This window comes from Rhizobium sp. JAB6 (assembly GCF_003024605.1).
Taxonomy (GTDB): domain Bacteria; phylum Pseudomonadota; class Alphaproteobacteria; order Rhizobiales; family Rhizobiaceae; genus Rhizobium.
On sequence record NZ_PYJQ01000009.1, the window covers coordinates 191,251 to 206,612 of the forward strand.

Sequence of the window (15,362 nt, forward strand, 5' to 3'; positions counted from 1 at the left end):
GGCACGTGGCGAAGTCAGATCAGCAGAGACAGATCATCCCAGGCAAAAATGAGATTGTCGGAGCGCCAGAGAGGTCCCGGATCGGTGTAGCGGCCGATCAATCGGCCCCCCAGCGCCCGATAGAAGGCGATTGCCGGCTCGTTGCCGACGACAACGCCAAGCGCGGCGCGCGAATATCCCATGGCAGCAAACTCTTCCATCATTGTCCGCATGAGCCGGCGGCCAAGTCCCTGACGCTTGACCGAAGGATCGATATAGAGCGATTTTATCTCGCCGCGGCCCTCGAATGCTGGTTCGGACGGCGCCGCAATCGCGCCGATGCCGACAATTCGCTCCCTTTGCTCAGCCAGGAACACACGCTGATCCCTACGCGGATTGGCCAGCATATCGGCCCATCGCAAACGGCGATAATCCTCGTCAAGGACCTGATAGACTTCGGCAGGCGCCAGATTTCGATAGGTGTCGCACCAGACGGAGCGATGCAGCCTGGCGATGTCAGCAACATCATCGGCGCGCGCGAGCCTGATCTCTATGTCCATCGTCATTGGGCACTTCTGAGGACGGTGCTACGCAGCGCGCCGACGAGATAAAGCGAACCGGTGACAAGCATCCAGCCGTCGCGCTCAGCGGCTTTCACCATGGCCCGATCCAGCGCCTTATGCGGGTCCGGCTCGGCTTTGCAAGCCATACCCATGGACCTCGCCAGCGCTTCCAGCTCGCTCGCCGCATGGGCTCGCCCCGAACCGGATGCTTCCGTAAAGACAGCGTAAGCCGCGTATCGCGATAACACGTCCAGAAAGCCGGGCGCATCCTTGTCGGATGCCAGTGCGACGATAGCGACACATTCGCCGCTGATTGAGGAAGAGCGCGTGATATCCCTCAGCACGGCCTCGATATTGAACGGCACATGCGCGCCATCCATGATTATGGGCAGGCTTTGCCGCTTCTTTGCCAATGCAGGCGGCAGAGAGACGTCGAAACGCTCCATCCGCCCCGGCAGACGTGCCTTGTCGACTACCTCTTGTTCGAGCAGCCATGCGCCGATCGGCTGGCCCTTTTCGCGTCCCTGCAGCACGGTCTCGCCCTGCCGGCCCAGATGATCGAAGACAAGGCCGGCCAGCGAAATATTCGTCCCAGCAATCGTCGCGTCTTCGGGAAGGTCGGTCCGAAGCACCTCGCATGCCAGCTCATCGGCGCGCTGCTGCAAGACCTGCCCAGCGGCATCATCGGCGGCAAGCGTCGTCACAAGCGTCGCGCCCGGCTTCAATATACCGACCTTCTCGCGCGCGATCGCCTCGCGCGTGCTCCCAAGAATTTCGGTATGCTCGAGGCCGATATTAGTGACGATCGCGACTTCGCCGAAGACCACATTCGTCGAATCCAGCCTGCCGCCCAGTCCAACCTCGACCACGACCCAGTTCAAGCCGGCATCCCTGAAGACGACGAAAGCGGCCGCCGTTATCACGTCGAACCAGGTGGCATCCTCGCCGGCGGTTGCCGCCTGCTTCGCACTCTCATAGCTATCCAGAACCTGCATGATCGCGATTGCCAGCGCATCGTCCGCGACCTCCTGGCCAAGGATGCTGACACGCTCACTCACCCGATCGACATGCGGCGAACCATAGCGCCCGACCCGCCAGCCTGCCCGCAGCAATCCCGCTTCGACAAGCGCGGAAACCGATCCCTTGCCCTTGGTGCCGGCGACATGGATGGCGCGAAAACTCCGATCCGGGTTGCCCAGGCGCTGCATGAGATCGAGCATCGGCTCGAGACCGACCCGCATCTCTCCGCGGGGCTTGCGCTCCCAGTTGGTCAGTTGATCAAGCCGGGAAAGTGCCTGGGACAGCGAAGGGTTGAGATGAGCCTGCGACATTGGATGCTTTCCTGGACCACTTTGTTACGGCTGCAAAAGCCGCAGGCCTTCTTAAGCCCGCCGGACGTACACCGCCATCAATTTCTCAAGCGATATCCTGTCCGGAAAATCCATCCAAGGATGACCAGGCAGATGACGAGGAAAAGCGTGATCATGGCAACGCTCAATACGGGATTGACGTCGGCAATGCCGTAGAAGCTCCAGCGGAAGCCGCTGACCAGATAGAGGACCGGATTGAGGTGGCTGACCGCCTGCCAGAAGGGCGGCAGCATGTTGATCGAATAGAAGCTGCCGCCGAGGAAGGTGAGCGGCGGCACGACCAGCATCGGGATCAGGTTCAGCTGCTCGAAATTCCCGGCCCATATGCCGATCATGAAACCGAACAGGCTGAAGGTGACGGCCGTCAGCACGAAGAACAGGATCATCATGAACGGATGCTCGATCCTGATATCGACGAAGAAGCTCGCGGTTGCCAGGATGATTAGACCGATCAGCATCCCCTTGGTCGCCGCCGCACCGACATAGCCGAGAACGATTTCCGTCATGGCGACAGGCGCCGACAGCACCTCGTAGATAGTACCGGTGAATTTCGGGAAATAGATGCCGAAGGAGCCGTTGCTGATGCACTGGCCGAGCAAGGTCAACATGATCAGGCCGGGCGTGATGAAGGCCCCGTAGGAAACGCCTTCGACCAGGTTGATGCGCGAACCGATCGCCGCGCCGAAGACGATGAAATAGAGCGATGTGGAAATGACCGGCGACACGACGCTCTGCAGCAGGGTGCGGCGCGTGCGGGCCATTTCGAAAGAATAAATGGACTTGACCGCTTCGAAGTTCATTTGCCTGCCCCCACCAGCGATACGAAAATATCCTCGAGCGAACTCTGGCGCGTCGAGAGATCCTTAAAATGAATTCCCTCGGCAGCGAGCTTCGACAGCAGCGCCGCAATACTGGACTGTTCGTTCTGCGCATCAAAGTCATAGACCAGCGTCAGGCCGTTAGGCCCAAGCGAAAGCCCGTTGCCGTCGAGACGGTCGGGGACGGCGTCCAGCGGTTCGTTGAGATCGAGGATCAATTGCTTGCGGCCGAGCTTGGCCATGAGTGCTTTCTTCTCCTCCACCAGCAGCAGCTCGCCGCCATTGATGACGCCGACGCGGTCCGCCGCTTCTTCGGCCTCCTCGATGTAATGCGTCGTCAGAATGATCGTGACGCCGGATGCGCGCAGGCGCTCGACCACGTGCCACATATCCTTGCGCAGCGTTACGTCGACACCCGCTGTCGGCTCGTCGAGGAAGAGAATTTCCGGTTCGTGCGAGAGCGCTTTGGCGATCAGCACACGCCGCTTCATGCCGCCGGATAGCTGGCGAAGCGTGTTGTCCTTCTTCTCCCACAGCGAGAGATCGCGCAGGATCTTCTCGATATATTCCGGGTTCGGCTTCTTGCCGTGCAGCCCGCGCGAGAAACTCACCGTATTCCAGACGGTTTCGAACTGGTCGGTCGTCAATTCCTGCGGCACGAGGCCGATCATGCTGCGCGTGGCACGGAAATCGCGCACCACGTCATGGCCGCCGACCGTCACCGTTCCACCGCTCGGATTGGCAATCCCGCAAACGATGGAAATCAGCGTCGTCTTGCCGGCACCGTTTGGTCCGAGCAGGGCCAGGATTTCCCCTCGCTCGATATCGAGGCTGACACCTTTCAGCGCCTGAAACCCGTTCGAGTAGGTCTTGGTAAGATTACTTATAGAAATGATCGGAGCCATGGCGAGGCAAAGTCCGGCTTTTGTGATGAATTTCGCGGCGTTTGCCCGCTATATAATCGGTTCCAAGCTTTGACCACCCCATGGTAGCGAAACACAGCGTTCGCTTAAGCCAAATAAGCTGTCATCAAATCGTGACCTTGCTCGGGCATATAGCTCCTTAGGTGAGCAACGTTCGTCGCTACTCCGCCCAACGCCTCTTGGCGACACCGTAGCGCCTGCTGTATTGGCCGATTTATTGCTTTGCATTCATATTGCGTGCATCACCATTGCAACATGAAGTTCTTTTCTGGAGCAGGCAAGGATACCCCGTCGTTGCCATGTTCCGTTCAAGCCGGCCCAGCCGGCTTTTTTCTTTTCGCCAGCTTATCATCGGAAAGGCCTCACCAGTTGCCGTTGACGCCGCAACCGGCCGGCGGCAGCGTCTTGTGCTCGAAGCGAGCCTTCAGCATCGCGCACCCCCTGTCGCGGATAGGCCCGGGCATCATGGAGTTGAGGCCGATGCCCACTTCATCGAAGGGATCATCGGCGTAGGCGACATAGGCATACCAGCGCCCGCCAATGACGATAACGATGGCAATCAGGGCAGCAATGAGCGCCCTTCCCGGGCTTCTTTTTCGTCGCGGTACGTTGTCCATGAACCCCTCTGGTATCGGGCCGCGCAGTTCAGCGCAATTCCGCCGAAAGGTAAATCAGCTTTCCCCTTCGGCAAGGGTAGAAGTTGTCCCGGCAAAAGGCCGATCAGAGGCTGCAATAGCGCCGGCCGCCCTTACGGTCCCTCAGGTCGAAATGGAAGTGGTTCCAGTGCTCCGGATTGCTGCCTGGGCCGAGCACGGTATCGAAATAGCGGCAACTGTCGCTGCGCACCGCCTTGAGCAACCGCCCTTCCCGGAAGGAGAACAGACCCTTCTTCCGCACGTCGATCACATGCCCGTTTTTCAGGATGAAAGTGCCGACATCGATCGCGTTGCCATGCGCATGCTCCGACATCGGATTGTAGCGTTGCCGGCTGTTGTTCATCCGCCGGCAGGAATAGCCGCCGAGCGGCACGATCGTGCCGATGCCCGTCCAGTAGCGCGTGCGCGCCGCCGGCGCCAGTTCGTTCTTCACCCATTTGGCGAAGGCGAGCGTCACCTGGCAATTCAACGTGACGGCGGGCCGCACCGCGATATTGCCTGAGAGGCCGCTGAGCGAAACCGGATAGGGAACCTGGCATGCAGGACCATTGGAGATCGCCGGCTTATCGGTATAGACGACGCCCATGCGCTGCAATTCCTGACGGCAGGCGATCTCCGAAGGCGGCATCATGCCCGGCGTCGATTGCGGCGCTTCGAACTGCTGATCAAGGCGTGGTATCGGATTTTCGACACGCGGCAGCATCGCGACCTCAGTTCCCGGCAACTGCCTCGAGATCCGTGACCGATTGAGTTCGGCCTGTGCGGCCGGTCGCTGAACGATCGACCGGTTGGTCTGTACCGGCGCATCGGTGCCGATGCCATCGACCACGGGCTGGTCGGACTGACCTTCGGCGATGTTCTGCTGCTCTTCCTGCGCCAAGCCGACCACCGAGGCGGATTGCGCCTCCTCGCTTGGACCGACGCCGAGTTCGGCATCCATATTGACGCCTTGGGACGGAATGTCCGATTGCTGCGCCAGCCCGACCTCGACATCCGAGGTCGTCACGGCCTCGCCGGTTCCGTTGGAACGAACGGGGCCGGCACTCTTGTAACTGCTCGACGCGGAAACGACGGGATCCTGCACCCCTTGATAGGCAAATTGACGCTGCGGCACGCTGCGATGCGGCTTGATGGAGCCGACGCGCGAGGAACTGTCGATGCCGGACGGCGGCACGAGGCTGTCGGCGGTGCAGGCGACCAGCGCCGACGATAGCAGCAATGGCAGCGCGACCCGCCGTAGAATGGGTAAAATGGCCATAATCCTGATCCGCTGCCCCAGCCACGGTCGGTAACGATTACAAATCCTAAATGCGAAGGGTGAACGAAAGCTTACCGCAGGTGATCTCGGTGTTTCACGCAGGTACCGCGTCACCGCACGGTGGCTTGAAGCAAAGCACCCACGGAGTCCTCCATGGAAATGCGGCTATGGCTTTTCCATCGCGGCCGGATTGCATAGGCTGCTTGTCGGACTCGACCGCAAACAGGAGCTATGAATGAACGACAGCGTCAAACCGAGAGGCGAGCTCACATTGCGCACGCTTGCCATGCCCGCCGACGCCAATCCCGCCGGCGATATTTTCGGTGGCTGGGTCATGGCGCAGATGGACTTGGCAAGCGGCATCCGCGCCGCCGAGCGGGCGCGCGGCCGCGTGGTGACAGCCGCGGTCAAAGAAATGGCCTTCGAGCTGCCGGTCAAGATCGGCGATACGCTGAGCGTCTTCACCGACATCGAACGCGTCGGCCGCACCTCGATCACGCTGAGCGTCGAAGCGTGGGCGCACCGCGCCCGTTACAACAGCCTCGAAAAGGTTACGGCGGCGACATTCATCATGGTCGCGCTCGATGAGAACGGCCTGCCGAAGGCCGTACCGGAGGAGAGCTGACGCTATGGGTTCCGCGCACACACCGGAAGTCTATGTCTATATCAGGACTGTCATGAGCATGGTGATCGGCCTTTCGCTGGCTCAGCTTCTGACCAGGCTTGCCGGTTTCGTGCAGTCGCCTGGCAAGAGCAAGATCTACCTCGTCCATATCGGCTGGGTGGTATCCATGTTCCTCTTCATCATCCATTTCTGGTGGTGGGAGTATCGGCTGCAATCCGTTGCGCAGATCAATTTCGGCGTCTATCTCTTCCTCATCTGCTTCTGCTGCCTCTTCTATTTCCTCTGCGTATTGCTCAATCCGCCTTCGGTCGAGGATTATGGCGGCTTCGAGGAATATTTCATCTCCCGCCGCCATTGGTTCTTCGGCCTGCTCGCCGTCACCTACGCCGTCGACCTCATCGACACATTGCTGAAGGGTGAAGCCTATTTCCGATCGCTCGGCTGGGAATATCCCATACGCAATATCGTCTATGTCATCCTTTGCATCATCGCCTCGATTACCGCAAACCGGCGCTTCCAGGCGGCATTCGTGATCGTCGGGCTGATCTATCAGATCACATGGATCTTCCGCCTCTACGACGTGCTGCCGGCATAGCGGCCGCATCCTGGATAGGGCGTTAAATCCACTGCATTGGGTTCCTGCGATCCTTGACCAAGACATCGCCATATTGTTCAGATCGATTACGGTCTGGGACGCAGGTGGGAGACTCGAGCCTTGAAGACAACGAGCTATGCATTGGGACTGGCGCTCGCTCTTTCGCTGCCCTGGCTTGCTCACGCCGAGGATCCGGTCCCAGGCCCCGCCAATACGGCGATCGACCTGAAATATTGGGTGGAATTCGCAAAACAGGGCAATCCCGCCGCCCAATACGGTCTCGGCTATCGCTACGCCAACGGTCAGGGCGTGGAACAGGATGACGCTCAGGCTGTCGATTGGTATCGGAGATCGGCGGAGCAAGGCAATGCGCAGGCCCAATATGCATTGGCCTACATGTATGCCAGCGGCCGCGGCGTCGATACGGATCTGAAGCAGGCAAACGACTGGTATTTGAAGGCGGCACAAGCCGGCAATGCCGATGCTCAATATGCCATCGGCTATTCCTATGCCAACGGCCGCGGCATGGCTGTCAGTAACGAAGACGCTGTCACCTGGTACCAGAAATCCGCCGCCCAGGGACAGGCGCAGGCGCAATATGCGCTCGGCTATATGTATGCCAATGGCCTGGGCGTGCATCAGGACGCGTCAGTCGCACTCGGCTGGTATCGCAAAGCCGCCGACCAGGGTCGGCCCGATGCCCAATACGCGATCGGCTACATGTACGACAACGGTCAAGGTACGGAAGAAGACCGGGAGCAGGCGGTCGCCTGGTACAAAAAGGCCGGCGACCAAGGAAGCGCGCAGGGTCTCTATGCGGTCGGCTACGCCTATGCCAACGGCAAGGGTGTCGCGCGGAACGATGCCGAAGCCTATTCCTGGTATATGAAAGCCGCCCTAAAAGGCCGCGCCGACGCGCAATACGCCGTCGGCTACAGTCTTGCAAACGGGATAGGCGTCGACCGAGACTACAGGCAGGCGCTGCAATGGTATCGTAAAGCTGCCGACCAGGGCCGCCCCGACGCGCAATATGCCATCGGCTATCTTTACGCCAACGGTCAGGGCGTGAAGGTGGATGATGACAGCGCGGTGAGATGGTATCGCAAGGCCGCTGAACATGGCGACGCCCAGGGCCAATATGCTCTCGCCTATATGTACGCAGCCGGTCGCGGCGTTGGCAGGGACAATGGCAAGGCCTTTGACTGGTACCAGAAAGCGGCCAGCCAGGGTCATGCCGATGCCCAATATGCCCTCGGCTACATGTACGAAAACGGACTGGGTACGACGGCCGACAAATCGGCCGCCGCCAGCTGGTACCGCAAGGCGGCCGACCGGAACAATTCACAGGGCGAATATGCCCTCGCCTACCTTTATTATCAGGGCGCCGGCATTCCCAAGGACTATGGCCAAACGGCCGCTCTCTTTCGCAAAGCAGCCGATCAGGGCGACGCTCGGGCGGAATACGGTCTTGGATATCTGTATTATAACGGCTATGGCGTGCCAAAGGACTCCACGATCGCTGCCGACTGGTTCAATAAGGCGGCGGCCAAGGGATTGCCGGAGGCGCAGCACGGACTCAGCTACATGGAAGCCAATGGCGACGGCCCCATCAAGGATCTCGGACCCCTGGGACAAGGCGCCGCCGGCAAAAAGGGCACGGGCGTCAGCACCGGCTGGGTCTTGTTTCATTTGCTGATGGCGCTCATGCCGTAACGGTTACGAAGCGCTTGGCATGTTAATTCAACGGATTTCGACTGAGGGGTAGATCGTGAACTGGAAGAAGGGGGCAGCAGGTCTGCTCTTGGTGCTGGCGTCCGTGGGAGCCGCACAAGCCGATGTCGGAAGAAACAGCTACGATCGCGGCGATATCAAATCCGGTCTGGATTACTGGCGTCCGCTGGCGAGCAAGGGCAATGCCACCGCACAGCTGAAACTCGGGCAAATGTATGAGCAGGGCAACGGCGTCGAAAAGAACCTTACGCTCGCGCTCAGCTGGTACAGGAAGGCCGCCGATCAGGGCAATGCCGAAGCGCAATTCAATGTCGGCACCATGTACGATCAGGGTGAAGGCGTTGCCGCCGACAAGAGCCAGGCCATTGCCTGGTACAGGAAGGCTGCGGCACAAGGATACCTCAATGCGCAATATAATCTCGGCGTAGTCTACGACACGGGCCAAGGCGTAGCCCAGGACAAGCAGGAGGCGTTTGCCTGGTATAGCAAGGCCGCGGAACAGGGCGATGCGGATGCACAGTTCAATGTCGGCACCATGTATGATCAGGGCGATGGCACGGGCAAGGACAAGAGGAAGGCCGTCATCTGGTATCACAAGGCGGCCGAACAGGGAAAAGTCGAGGCGCAATTCAATCTGGGCATCATGTATCGCGACGGCGAAGGCGTTGCCAAGGACGGCGCTGCGGCCTTCTCCTGGTTCAAGAAGGCGGCCGATCAAGGCGACGCCGGCGCGCAGTTCAATATCGGAGCCATGTATGCCGACGGCGACGGGATCAAGCAGGATCAGGCCGAGGCGATCACATGGTTTCTGAAAGCGGCGGCGCAGAACGATGTCGAGGCCGAATACAATCTCGGCGTCATGTTTCGCGATGGCGAGGGCGTTCCCAAGAACGGTCATCGAGCCGTCTACTGGTTCGAGCGGGCGGCGGAGCATCGCTATGCCGGCGCGGCCTATAATCTCGCCATGATGTACCGCGACGGCGATGGCATCGCCGCGGATGCGGTCAAGGCGGCAGAATGGTTCCGCAAGGCGAAGCATCTCGGCTATGACGACGGCGAAGACCAACAGCAGGAAGACCGCTCCGGCGGACAGCCTATCCCGATTTGACGGGTCGACCGACCCGTACCATCATGCCCTGCCGGCCATTTGCCGCTGCCCCCGCCGCTTGCCGAAAACATGCTGATGCCCGTCAAGCAGCACGCCGGGGATTGCCTTTGCAAAGGAAGAGATGAAGACTGTCGCCGCGCCGCGCCTGATTTGCTGCTTCTTCTCTTGAGAGGATAGATCGCCGTGAACCTGAAATATCCCATGTTCCCCGTTTCGCTCCTACCGCCGCTTCGCATGGCTTTGCTGACGGCGGCGATCATACTGCCGCTGTCTCCGCTTCCGATGGCGGCAACGCCGGCCGAAGCTGCTCCGGCTTCGTGCTGGTCGCTGCTGCAGAGCAAATTTGGTCCGCAGATCGAGAAGTCGGTGAACGAAGCCGACCCTTGCAAGAAGCTGCCGGGTGTCGATCACAAGGACCAGTTCGAGGTAAAATCGCTCGACGTCTGCGACGGTCCGAATGGCGGCCTCCAGATCAACGCCCATGCCGAGATGGCCTGCAAATCGCATGGCGTGCTGAAGACGACGATCAAGGGTCAGCTCGATGCCGCCATGACCGTTGATGTCGGCGCATGCCACATCACCGACCTGCATCTCGGCATCAATGGCCCGATCGGCGAGTTGATCTCTTCAGTCGGAGGTCTGCAGGAAGTTGCCCGCGGCTTTGCCCAGGCCAAGATCTCGGAAATTTGCGGAAAGTGACCGACAAGGGCCGACGGTATCGGCCGGCCCTTGCTGATCATGACGGCGATCCTGTTCAGGCCCGTACGGCACTGTCCGCTTGCCCCGCATCCTTGCCGCCGAACCGAACACCCTTCTTCTCGAAGCCAAAGCCGGCAAAAACGGCGACCACGACGGCGACGATGCAGGCAACGATCAACAGCGCCAGCGCATAATCCCCGCCCCATCGCTTGGCCAGCCCCGCCTGGATCGAGGCATTGCCCGAAGCCAGCAGATTGCCGAGCTGATAAGCAAATCCGGGGAAGGTGCCGCGCACCTCGTCCGGCGACAATTCGTTGAGATGGACGGGAACGATGCCCCAGGCGCCCTGCACGAACAGCTGCATCAGGAAGGCGCCGATCGCGAGCATCACCGGCCCGTGTCCCCAGACCCAGAGCGGGGCGACGGGTATGGCCAGCAGCGCCGCGATGACGATCGTCCGCCGCCTGCCCCAGCGCTGCGACAGGGAACCGAAGGTCAGGCCTCCGACAATCGCGCCGATATTGTAGACGATTGCGATGGCGCCCACCGTATAGGAATCATATTGCCGCTGGGTTTCCAGGAAGGTCGGATAGAGATCCTGGGTGCCGTGGCTGAAGAAATTGAACGCGGTCATGAGAAGCACGGCCCAGAGGAAGAGCGGGATGTTCTCGCGCAACACGGTGAGAAACGGCCGCTGCGGCTTCGCCTGCCGCTGCAGGAAGGCCGGAGATTCCTCCACATTGCGCCTGATATAGAGCACCAGCAGCGCAGGCACCGCGCCGACGAAGAACATGCCGCGCCAGCCAATGATCGGAAACAGGAGGAAGAAGACGATCGAGGCGATCAGATAGCCCGAGGGATAACCGGCCTGCAGGATACCCGACACCAGACCACGGGAGTCCTCCGGTATCGTCTCCATGACGAGCGATGCGCCGACACCCCATTCCCCGCCCATGGCGACGCCGAAAAGCGCGCGCAGAACGAGAAACATCGTCAGGCCGGTCGAAAAGCCGGTCAGGAACTCGAAGACGGAATAAAGCAGGACGTCGACCATCAAGGTCGTGCGCCGCCCGAAGCGATCCGCCGCCAGCCCGAAGATCAGGGCGCCGACCGGCCGCATAGCGAGCGTGAGGAAGATCGCCACGGCAACCGCGGGGACATCCGTGTGAAACTCTTCGGCTATATGCTTCAGAACGAAAACCAAAATAAAGAAATCGAAAGCGTCCAATGTCCAGCCCAGATAGGCCGCGATCACAGTGTTTCGTTGCTGGGGGGACAAGGAACGTAAGCTATCCAATGCGGTCATAATGATCCTCCGACCGGATGGCGGCGGCGAGGCGGGCAATACCGGATGCCGTCGAAGCTGGGGGAACCCGGCACTGGCCGGGCATGTCGACGTTGCGGCTGGTTCCTCCTTGGCGCCTGCGAGGATCGCGCTATGCGGACTTTGGATCGGCGATAGCGCATCGGCCGCCCTTGGGTTGTAACATATTTGACATCTCCGGCGAATGGAAAAATCCGCCATTCGTTTCCCTTTTGTACTCTTTGCCTCTTCACATCGGCGCGATCTGTCGCCATATTCGCCCCATGGCCAGATCATCGAAAAAATCCCCCGCCGCGACCGGTTTCGAAGAGGCGCCGCAGGCGCCGTTCGAAGGCGCGCCGCTCAGCGGCAGCGTTGCCGATTGGGTGAAGCAGCTGGAGGCCGACGCGGAAGCATCAGGCGTGGAAACCCAGCGCGAGATCGCTTCGAAGGCCGGCAAGCATCGCAAGAAGGTGGAAATCACCGCCGGCAAGACCGCGCGCGGCGTCTCCATGGGCGGCTCGACCGACCCCAAGACTCGCGCCGCCGCCGGCCTCAACCCGGTCTCCGGCCTCGATATCGCGCTCGAGGATGCCGACAAGATTTCGACCGGCGGCGTGACCGCGACGGTGGAAGCCCTGTCGAAGCTGATCGAAAGCGGCAACCCGCTGCATAAGAACGGCAAGATCTGGACGCCGCACCGCCCTGCCCGGCCGGAAAAGTCCGAAGGCGGTATCGAAATCCGCATGGCCTCGGAATACAAGCCGGCCGGCGACCAGCCGACGGCGATCCGCGACCTCGTGGAAGGGCTGCAGAACGGCGATCGCAATCAGGTGCTGCTCGGCGTCACCGGTTCCGGCAAGACCTTCACCATGGCCAAGGTGATCGAGGCGACACAGCGCCCGGCCGTCATCCTTGCGCCGAACAAGACGCTGGCGGCACAGCTCTATTCCGAATTCAAGAATTTCTTCCCGGACAACGCCGTCGAATATTTCGTATCTTACTACGATTACTACCAGCCGGAAGCCTATGTGCCGCGCTCGGACACCTATATCGAGAAGGAAAGCTCGATCAACGAACAGATCGACCGCATGCGCCACTCGGCGACACGATCGCTGCTGGAGCGCGACGATTGTATCATCGTCGCCTCGGTCTCGTGCATCTACGGTATCGGCTCGGTCGAAACCTATACGGCCATGACCTTCCAGATGAATGTCGGCGATCGTCTCGATCAGCGGCAGCTGCTGGCGGATCTAGTGGCACAGCAGTATAAGCGCCGCGACATCGACTTCACGCGCGGCTCCTTCCGCGTTCGTGGCGACACGATCGAAATCTTTCCGGCCCACTTGGAGGATGCCGCCTGGCGCATCTCCATGTTCGGCGACGAGATCGACGCCATCACCGAATTCGATCCGCTCACGGGTCATAAGACCGGCGACCTGAAATCGGTGAAGATCTACGCCAATTCGCACTATGTCACGCCGCGTCCCACCCTGAACGCCGCCATCAAGGCAATCAAGGAAGAGCTGAAGCACCGCCTTGCCGAATTGGAAAAGGCCGGCCGCCTGCTGGAGGCGCAGCGCCTGGAACAGCGCACCCGCTACGATATCGAGATGCTCGAGGCCACCGGCTCCTGCCAGGGCATCGAAAATTATTCGCGCTATCTGACCGGCCGCAATCCCGGCGAGCCGCCGCCGACGCTCTTCGAGTACATCCCCGATAACGCCATCATCTTCATCGACGAAAGCCACGTCACCGTGCCCCAGATCGGCGGCATGTACCGAGGCGACTTTCGCCGCAAGGCGACGCTGGCCGAATATGGCTTCCGCCTGCCTTCTTGCATGGACAACCGCCCCCTGCGCTTCGAGGAATGGGACGCCATGCGCCCGGACACGATCGCGGTGTCGGCAACGCCCGGCGGCTGGGAAATGGAGCAATCGGGCGGCGTCTTCGCCGAACAGGTCATCCGCCCGACCGGCCTCATCGATCCGCCGGTCGAGGTCCGCTCTGCCCGCACCCAGGTCGACGACGTGCTCGGCGAAATCCGCGAAACCGCCGCCAAGGGCTATCGCACGCTCTGCACCGTGCTGACCAAGCGCATGGCCGAAGACCTGACGGAATATCTGCATGAGCAGGGCGTGCGCGTGCGCTACATGCACTCCGACATCGACACGCTGGAGCGCATCGAGATCATCCGCGATCTTCGCCTGGGCGCTTTCGACGTGCTCGTCGGCATCAACCTACTGCGCGAGGGTCTCGACATTCCGGAATGCGGCTTCGTCGCCATTCTCGATGCCGACAAGGAAGGCTTCCTGCGCTCGGAAACCTCGCTGATCCAGACGATCGGCCGCGCCGCGCGTAACGTCGACGGCAAGGTCATTCTCTATGCCGATACCATTACCGGATCGATGCAGCGCGCTATGGACGAAACCAGCCGCCGGCGCGAAAAGCAGATGGCCTACAACAAGGAACACGGCATCACGCCGGAATCGGTCAAGGCGAAGATTTCCGATATCCTCGACAGCGTCTACGAGAAGGACCATGTCCGCGCCGATATCGGCGGCGCCTCCGGCAAGGGCTTTGCCGATGGCGGCCATCTCGTTGGCAACAATCTCCAGGCCCACCTCAACGCGCTGGAAAAATCCATGCGCGATGCCGCAGCCGACCTGGACTTCGAAAAGGCGGCACGGCTGCGTGACGAGATCAAGCGCCTCAAGGCCGTCGAACTCGCCGCCATGGACGATCCACTCGCCCGCGAGGAGGCGAAGAGCCTCGAAAGCCGCGGTTCTGCGACCGTCAAGCGCGCACCGCCAGCACCGGATTCCCGCTCCTATTTCGCCAAGCCGAGTCTCGACGAAATGGGGCCGGGCAGCGATGCCGGCACGCCGCTCTTCCGCAAGAACACACTGGACGAGATGACTGTCGGCCGCACCGAAAAGCCGGTCACGGGTAAGGTGCCGGACAAGCCGATCATCCGGGCGAAGCCCGGCGTCGGCTCCTATGAGGATTCGGTAGACGAGAAGCAGCGCAAGGGCCGGACCAAAGGCAAGACGGGGCGGCCTGGACGCTAAGACGGCGATCGTCTCTGAATGTCCCACCCTGCCGCCGATGACGGAGGATGCAGCAGCCGGCATCGGAAGATGCCTTGCCGGCCTGTCTGGCAGTCCTACATGCATCGCATAGGGAGCCCGTGACGGCAGGGAAGCGTTGAACACGCCCGGACCGGCGGGAAGTGACAGAACATGGGAGAGAGACCGATGCCGGAACCTTTGATCGTCCATCGCGAGACTCATGTCTCGGCGCCGCCTGCGGCCATATTCGCACTGCTGACCGATCCGGAAAAGATCCTGCGCTGGATGGGCACGGAAGCCCAGACGAAGCCGGAGCCTGGCGGCATCTATCTCGTCAACGTCACCGGCGCTCGTGCCGCGCGCGGCACTTTCCGCGAAGTCGTGCCGGTGCACCGCCTCGCCTATAGCTTCGGCTGGGAAGGCAGCGAGGAGGTGCCTCCCGGATCGACACTGGTGGAGATCGACCTGATAGAGCAGTCGAACGGGACGCTGGTGCGCCTCACCCATACCGGCCTGCCGACCCTCGAACAATGCGAGGCGCACGCAAAAGGCTGGGCGCATTATCTCGACCGCATGGCGGCAGTGGCTGCCGGACGCGATCCCGGCCCGGACCCCATGCGCGGTCAAGACGACCGAAAACAATAATGCCTTGAGTACTGCTCC

The 15,362-nt window shown here is 60.9% G+C and carries 14 protein-coding genes; 7 read left to right on the top strand and 7 right to left on the bottom strand.

Annotated elements, in window-relative coordinates; all coding sequences use genetic code 11:
* Window positions 1–14 precede the first annotated feature (14 nt).
* From C7U61_RS10925 to C7U61_RS10950, 6 genes are all read right to left on the bottom strand, one after another.
* Window positions 15–545, bottom strand: coding sequence for a GNAT family N-acetyltransferase (locus tag C7U61_RS10925; RefSeq protein ID WP_181315833.1), 531 nt, complete (start codon window positions 543–545; stop codon window positions 15–17).
* The gene (locus tag C7U61_RS10930; protein WP_245410783.1) at window positions 542–1,873 is read right to left on the bottom strand and encodes a Mur ligase family protein; all 1,332 of its coding nucleotides are present in this window, start codon (window positions 1,871–1,873) and stop codon (window positions 542–544) included. Before C7U61_RS10930 ends, C7U61_RS10925 begins: the two co-directional genes overlap by 4 nt.
* Before the next feature lie 77 nt (window positions 1,874–1,950).
* Window positions 1,951–2,712: an ABC transporter permease gene (locus C7U61_RS10935; RefSeq protein WP_106998112.1), complete on the bottom strand. Its 762-nt coding sequence runs from the start codon at window positions 2,710–2,712 to the stop codon at window positions 1,951–1,953.
* On the bottom strand, window positions 2,709–3,635 hold the full coding sequence (locus C7U61_RS10940) for an ABC transporter ATP-binding protein (RefSeq protein ID WP_106998113.1): 927 nt from the start codon (window positions 3,633–3,635) through the stop codon (window positions 2,709–2,711). The genes C7U61_RS10935 and C7U61_RS10940 overlap by 4 nt, the downstream gene beginning before the upstream one ends.
* Window positions 3,636–4,015: 380 nt before the next feature.
* Entirely contained in the window at window positions 4,016–4,270 is a 255-nt protein-coding gene (locus C7U61_RS10945; RefSeq protein ID WP_106998114.1) for a hypothetical protein, read from the bottom strand.
* 103 nt (window positions 4,271–4,373) lie between these two features.
* The gene (locus C7U61_RS10950; protein WP_106998115.1) at window positions 4,374–5,567 is read right to left on the bottom strand and encodes an extensin family protein; all 1,194 of its coding nucleotides are present in this window, start codon (window positions 5,565–5,567) and stop codon (window positions 4,374–4,376) included.
* A 235-nt stretch (window positions 5,568–5,802) separates the two neighbouring features.
* On the opposite strand from C7U61_RS10950, the gene C7U61_RS10955 reads away from it, so the two are divergent.
* The 5 genes from C7U61_RS10955 to C7U61_RS10975 all read left to right on the top strand — a co-directional run bounded on the left by C7U61_RS10955 (window position 5,803) and on the right by C7U61_RS10975 (window position 10,325).
* Window positions 5,803–6,192 carry an acyl-CoA thioesterase gene (locus C7U61_RS10955; RefSeq protein ID WP_092716191.1) on the top strand — a complete coding sequence of 130 codons (390 nt, stop codon included), beginning with the start codon at window positions 5,803–5,805 and terminating at the stop codon, window positions 6,190–6,192.
* 4 nt (window positions 6,193–6,196) lie between these two features.
* On the top strand, window positions 6,197–6,787 hold the full coding sequence (locus tag C7U61_RS10960) for a hypothetical protein (protein WP_106998116.1): 591 nt from the start codon (window positions 6,197–6,199) through the stop codon (window positions 6,785–6,787).
* Between the two features lie 120 nt (window positions 6,788–6,907).
* Complete coding sequence (locus C7U61_RS10965) at window positions 6,908–8,500, top strand: SEL1-like repeat protein (RefSeq protein WP_106998117.1); 1,593 nt, start codon at window positions 6,908–6,910, stop codon at window positions 8,498–8,500.
* 55 nt (window positions 8,501–8,555) lie between these two features.
* A complete protein-coding gene (locus C7U61_RS10970; protein WP_106998118.1) occupies window positions 8,556–9,626 on the top strand; it encodes an SEL1-like repeat protein in 1,071 nt (356 codons plus the stop codon).
* 183 nt (window positions 9,627–9,809) lie between these two features.
* Window positions 9,810–10,325, top strand: coding sequence for a hypothetical protein (locus C7U61_RS10975; protein WP_106998119.1), 516 nt, complete (start codon window positions 9,810–9,812; stop codon window positions 10,323–10,325).
* A 55-nt stretch (window positions 10,326–10,380) separates the two neighbouring features.
* On the opposite strand, the gene C7U61_RS10980 is transcribed toward C7U61_RS10975, so the two are convergent.
* Window positions 10,381–11,631: an MFS transporter gene (locus C7U61_RS10980; RefSeq protein ID WP_106998120.1), complete on the bottom strand. Its 1,251-nt coding sequence runs from the start codon at window positions 11,629–11,631 to the stop codon at window positions 10,381–10,383.
* Window positions 11,632–11,912: 281 nt separating this feature from the next.
* Between C7U61_RS10980 and uvrB the strand changes: the two genes are divergently transcribed.
* On the top strand, window positions 11,913–14,699 hold the full coding sequence (gene uvrB, locus C7U61_RS10985; protein ID WP_106999057.1) for an excinuclease ABC subunit UvrB: 2,787 nt from the start codon (window positions 11,913–11,915) through the stop codon (window positions 14,697–14,699).
* A 186-nt stretch (window positions 14,700–14,885) separates the two neighbouring features.
* Window positions 14,886–15,344: an SRPBCC family protein gene (locus C7U61_RS10990; RefSeq protein WP_106998121.1), complete on the top strand. Its 459-nt coding sequence runs from the start codon at window positions 14,886–14,888 to the stop codon at window positions 15,342–15,344.
* Window positions 15,345–15,362: the final 18 nt, after the last annotated feature.

Excerpts from the sequence above, each read along its gene's own strand:
- C7U61_RS10925 (WP_181315833.1), bottom strand. The coding sequence starts at position 545 with ATGACGATGGACATAGAGATCAGGCTCGCGCGCGCCGATGATGTTGCT.
- C7U61_RS10935 (WP_106998112.1), bottom strand. The coding sequence starts at position 2,712 with ATGAACTTCGAAGCGGTCAAGTCCATTTATTCTTTCGAAATGGCCCGC.
- C7U61_RS10960 (WP_106998116.1), top strand. The coding sequence starts at position 6,197 with ATGGGTTCCGCGCACACACCGGAAGTCTATGTCTATATCAGGACTGTC.
- C7U61_RS10950 (WP_106998115.1), bottom strand. The coding sequence starts at position 5,567 with ATGGCCATTTTACCCATTCTACGGCGGGTCGCGCTGCCATTGCTGCTA.
- C7U61_RS10945 (WP_106998114.1), bottom strand. The coding sequence starts at position 4,270 with ATGGACAACGTACCGCGACGAAAAAGAAGCCCGGGAAGGGCGCTCATT.
- C7U61_RS10980 (WP_106998120.1), bottom strand. The coding sequence starts at position 11,631 with ATGACCGCATTGGATAGCTTACGTTCCTTGTCCCCCCAGCAACGAAAC.
- C7U61_RS10990 (WP_106998121.1), top strand. The coding sequence starts at position 14,886 with ATGCCGGAACCTTTGATCGTCCATCGCGAGACTCATGTCTCGGCGCCG.
- uvrB (WP_106999057.1), top strand. The coding sequence starts at position 11,913 with ATGGCCAGATCATCGAAAAAATCCCCCGCCGCGACCGGTTTCGAAGAG.
- C7U61_RS10940 (WP_106998113.1), bottom strand. The coding sequence starts at position 3,635 with ATGGCTCCGATCATTTCTATAAGTAATCTTACCAAGACCTACTCGAAC.
- C7U61_RS10930 (WP_245410783.1), bottom strand. The coding sequence starts at position 1,873 with ATGTCGCAGGCTCATCTCAACCCTTCGCTGTCCCAGGCACTTTCCCGG.
- C7U61_RS10955 (WP_092716191.1), top strand. The coding sequence starts at position 5,803 with ATGAACGACAGCGTCAAACCGAGAGGCGAGCTCACATTGCGCACGCTT.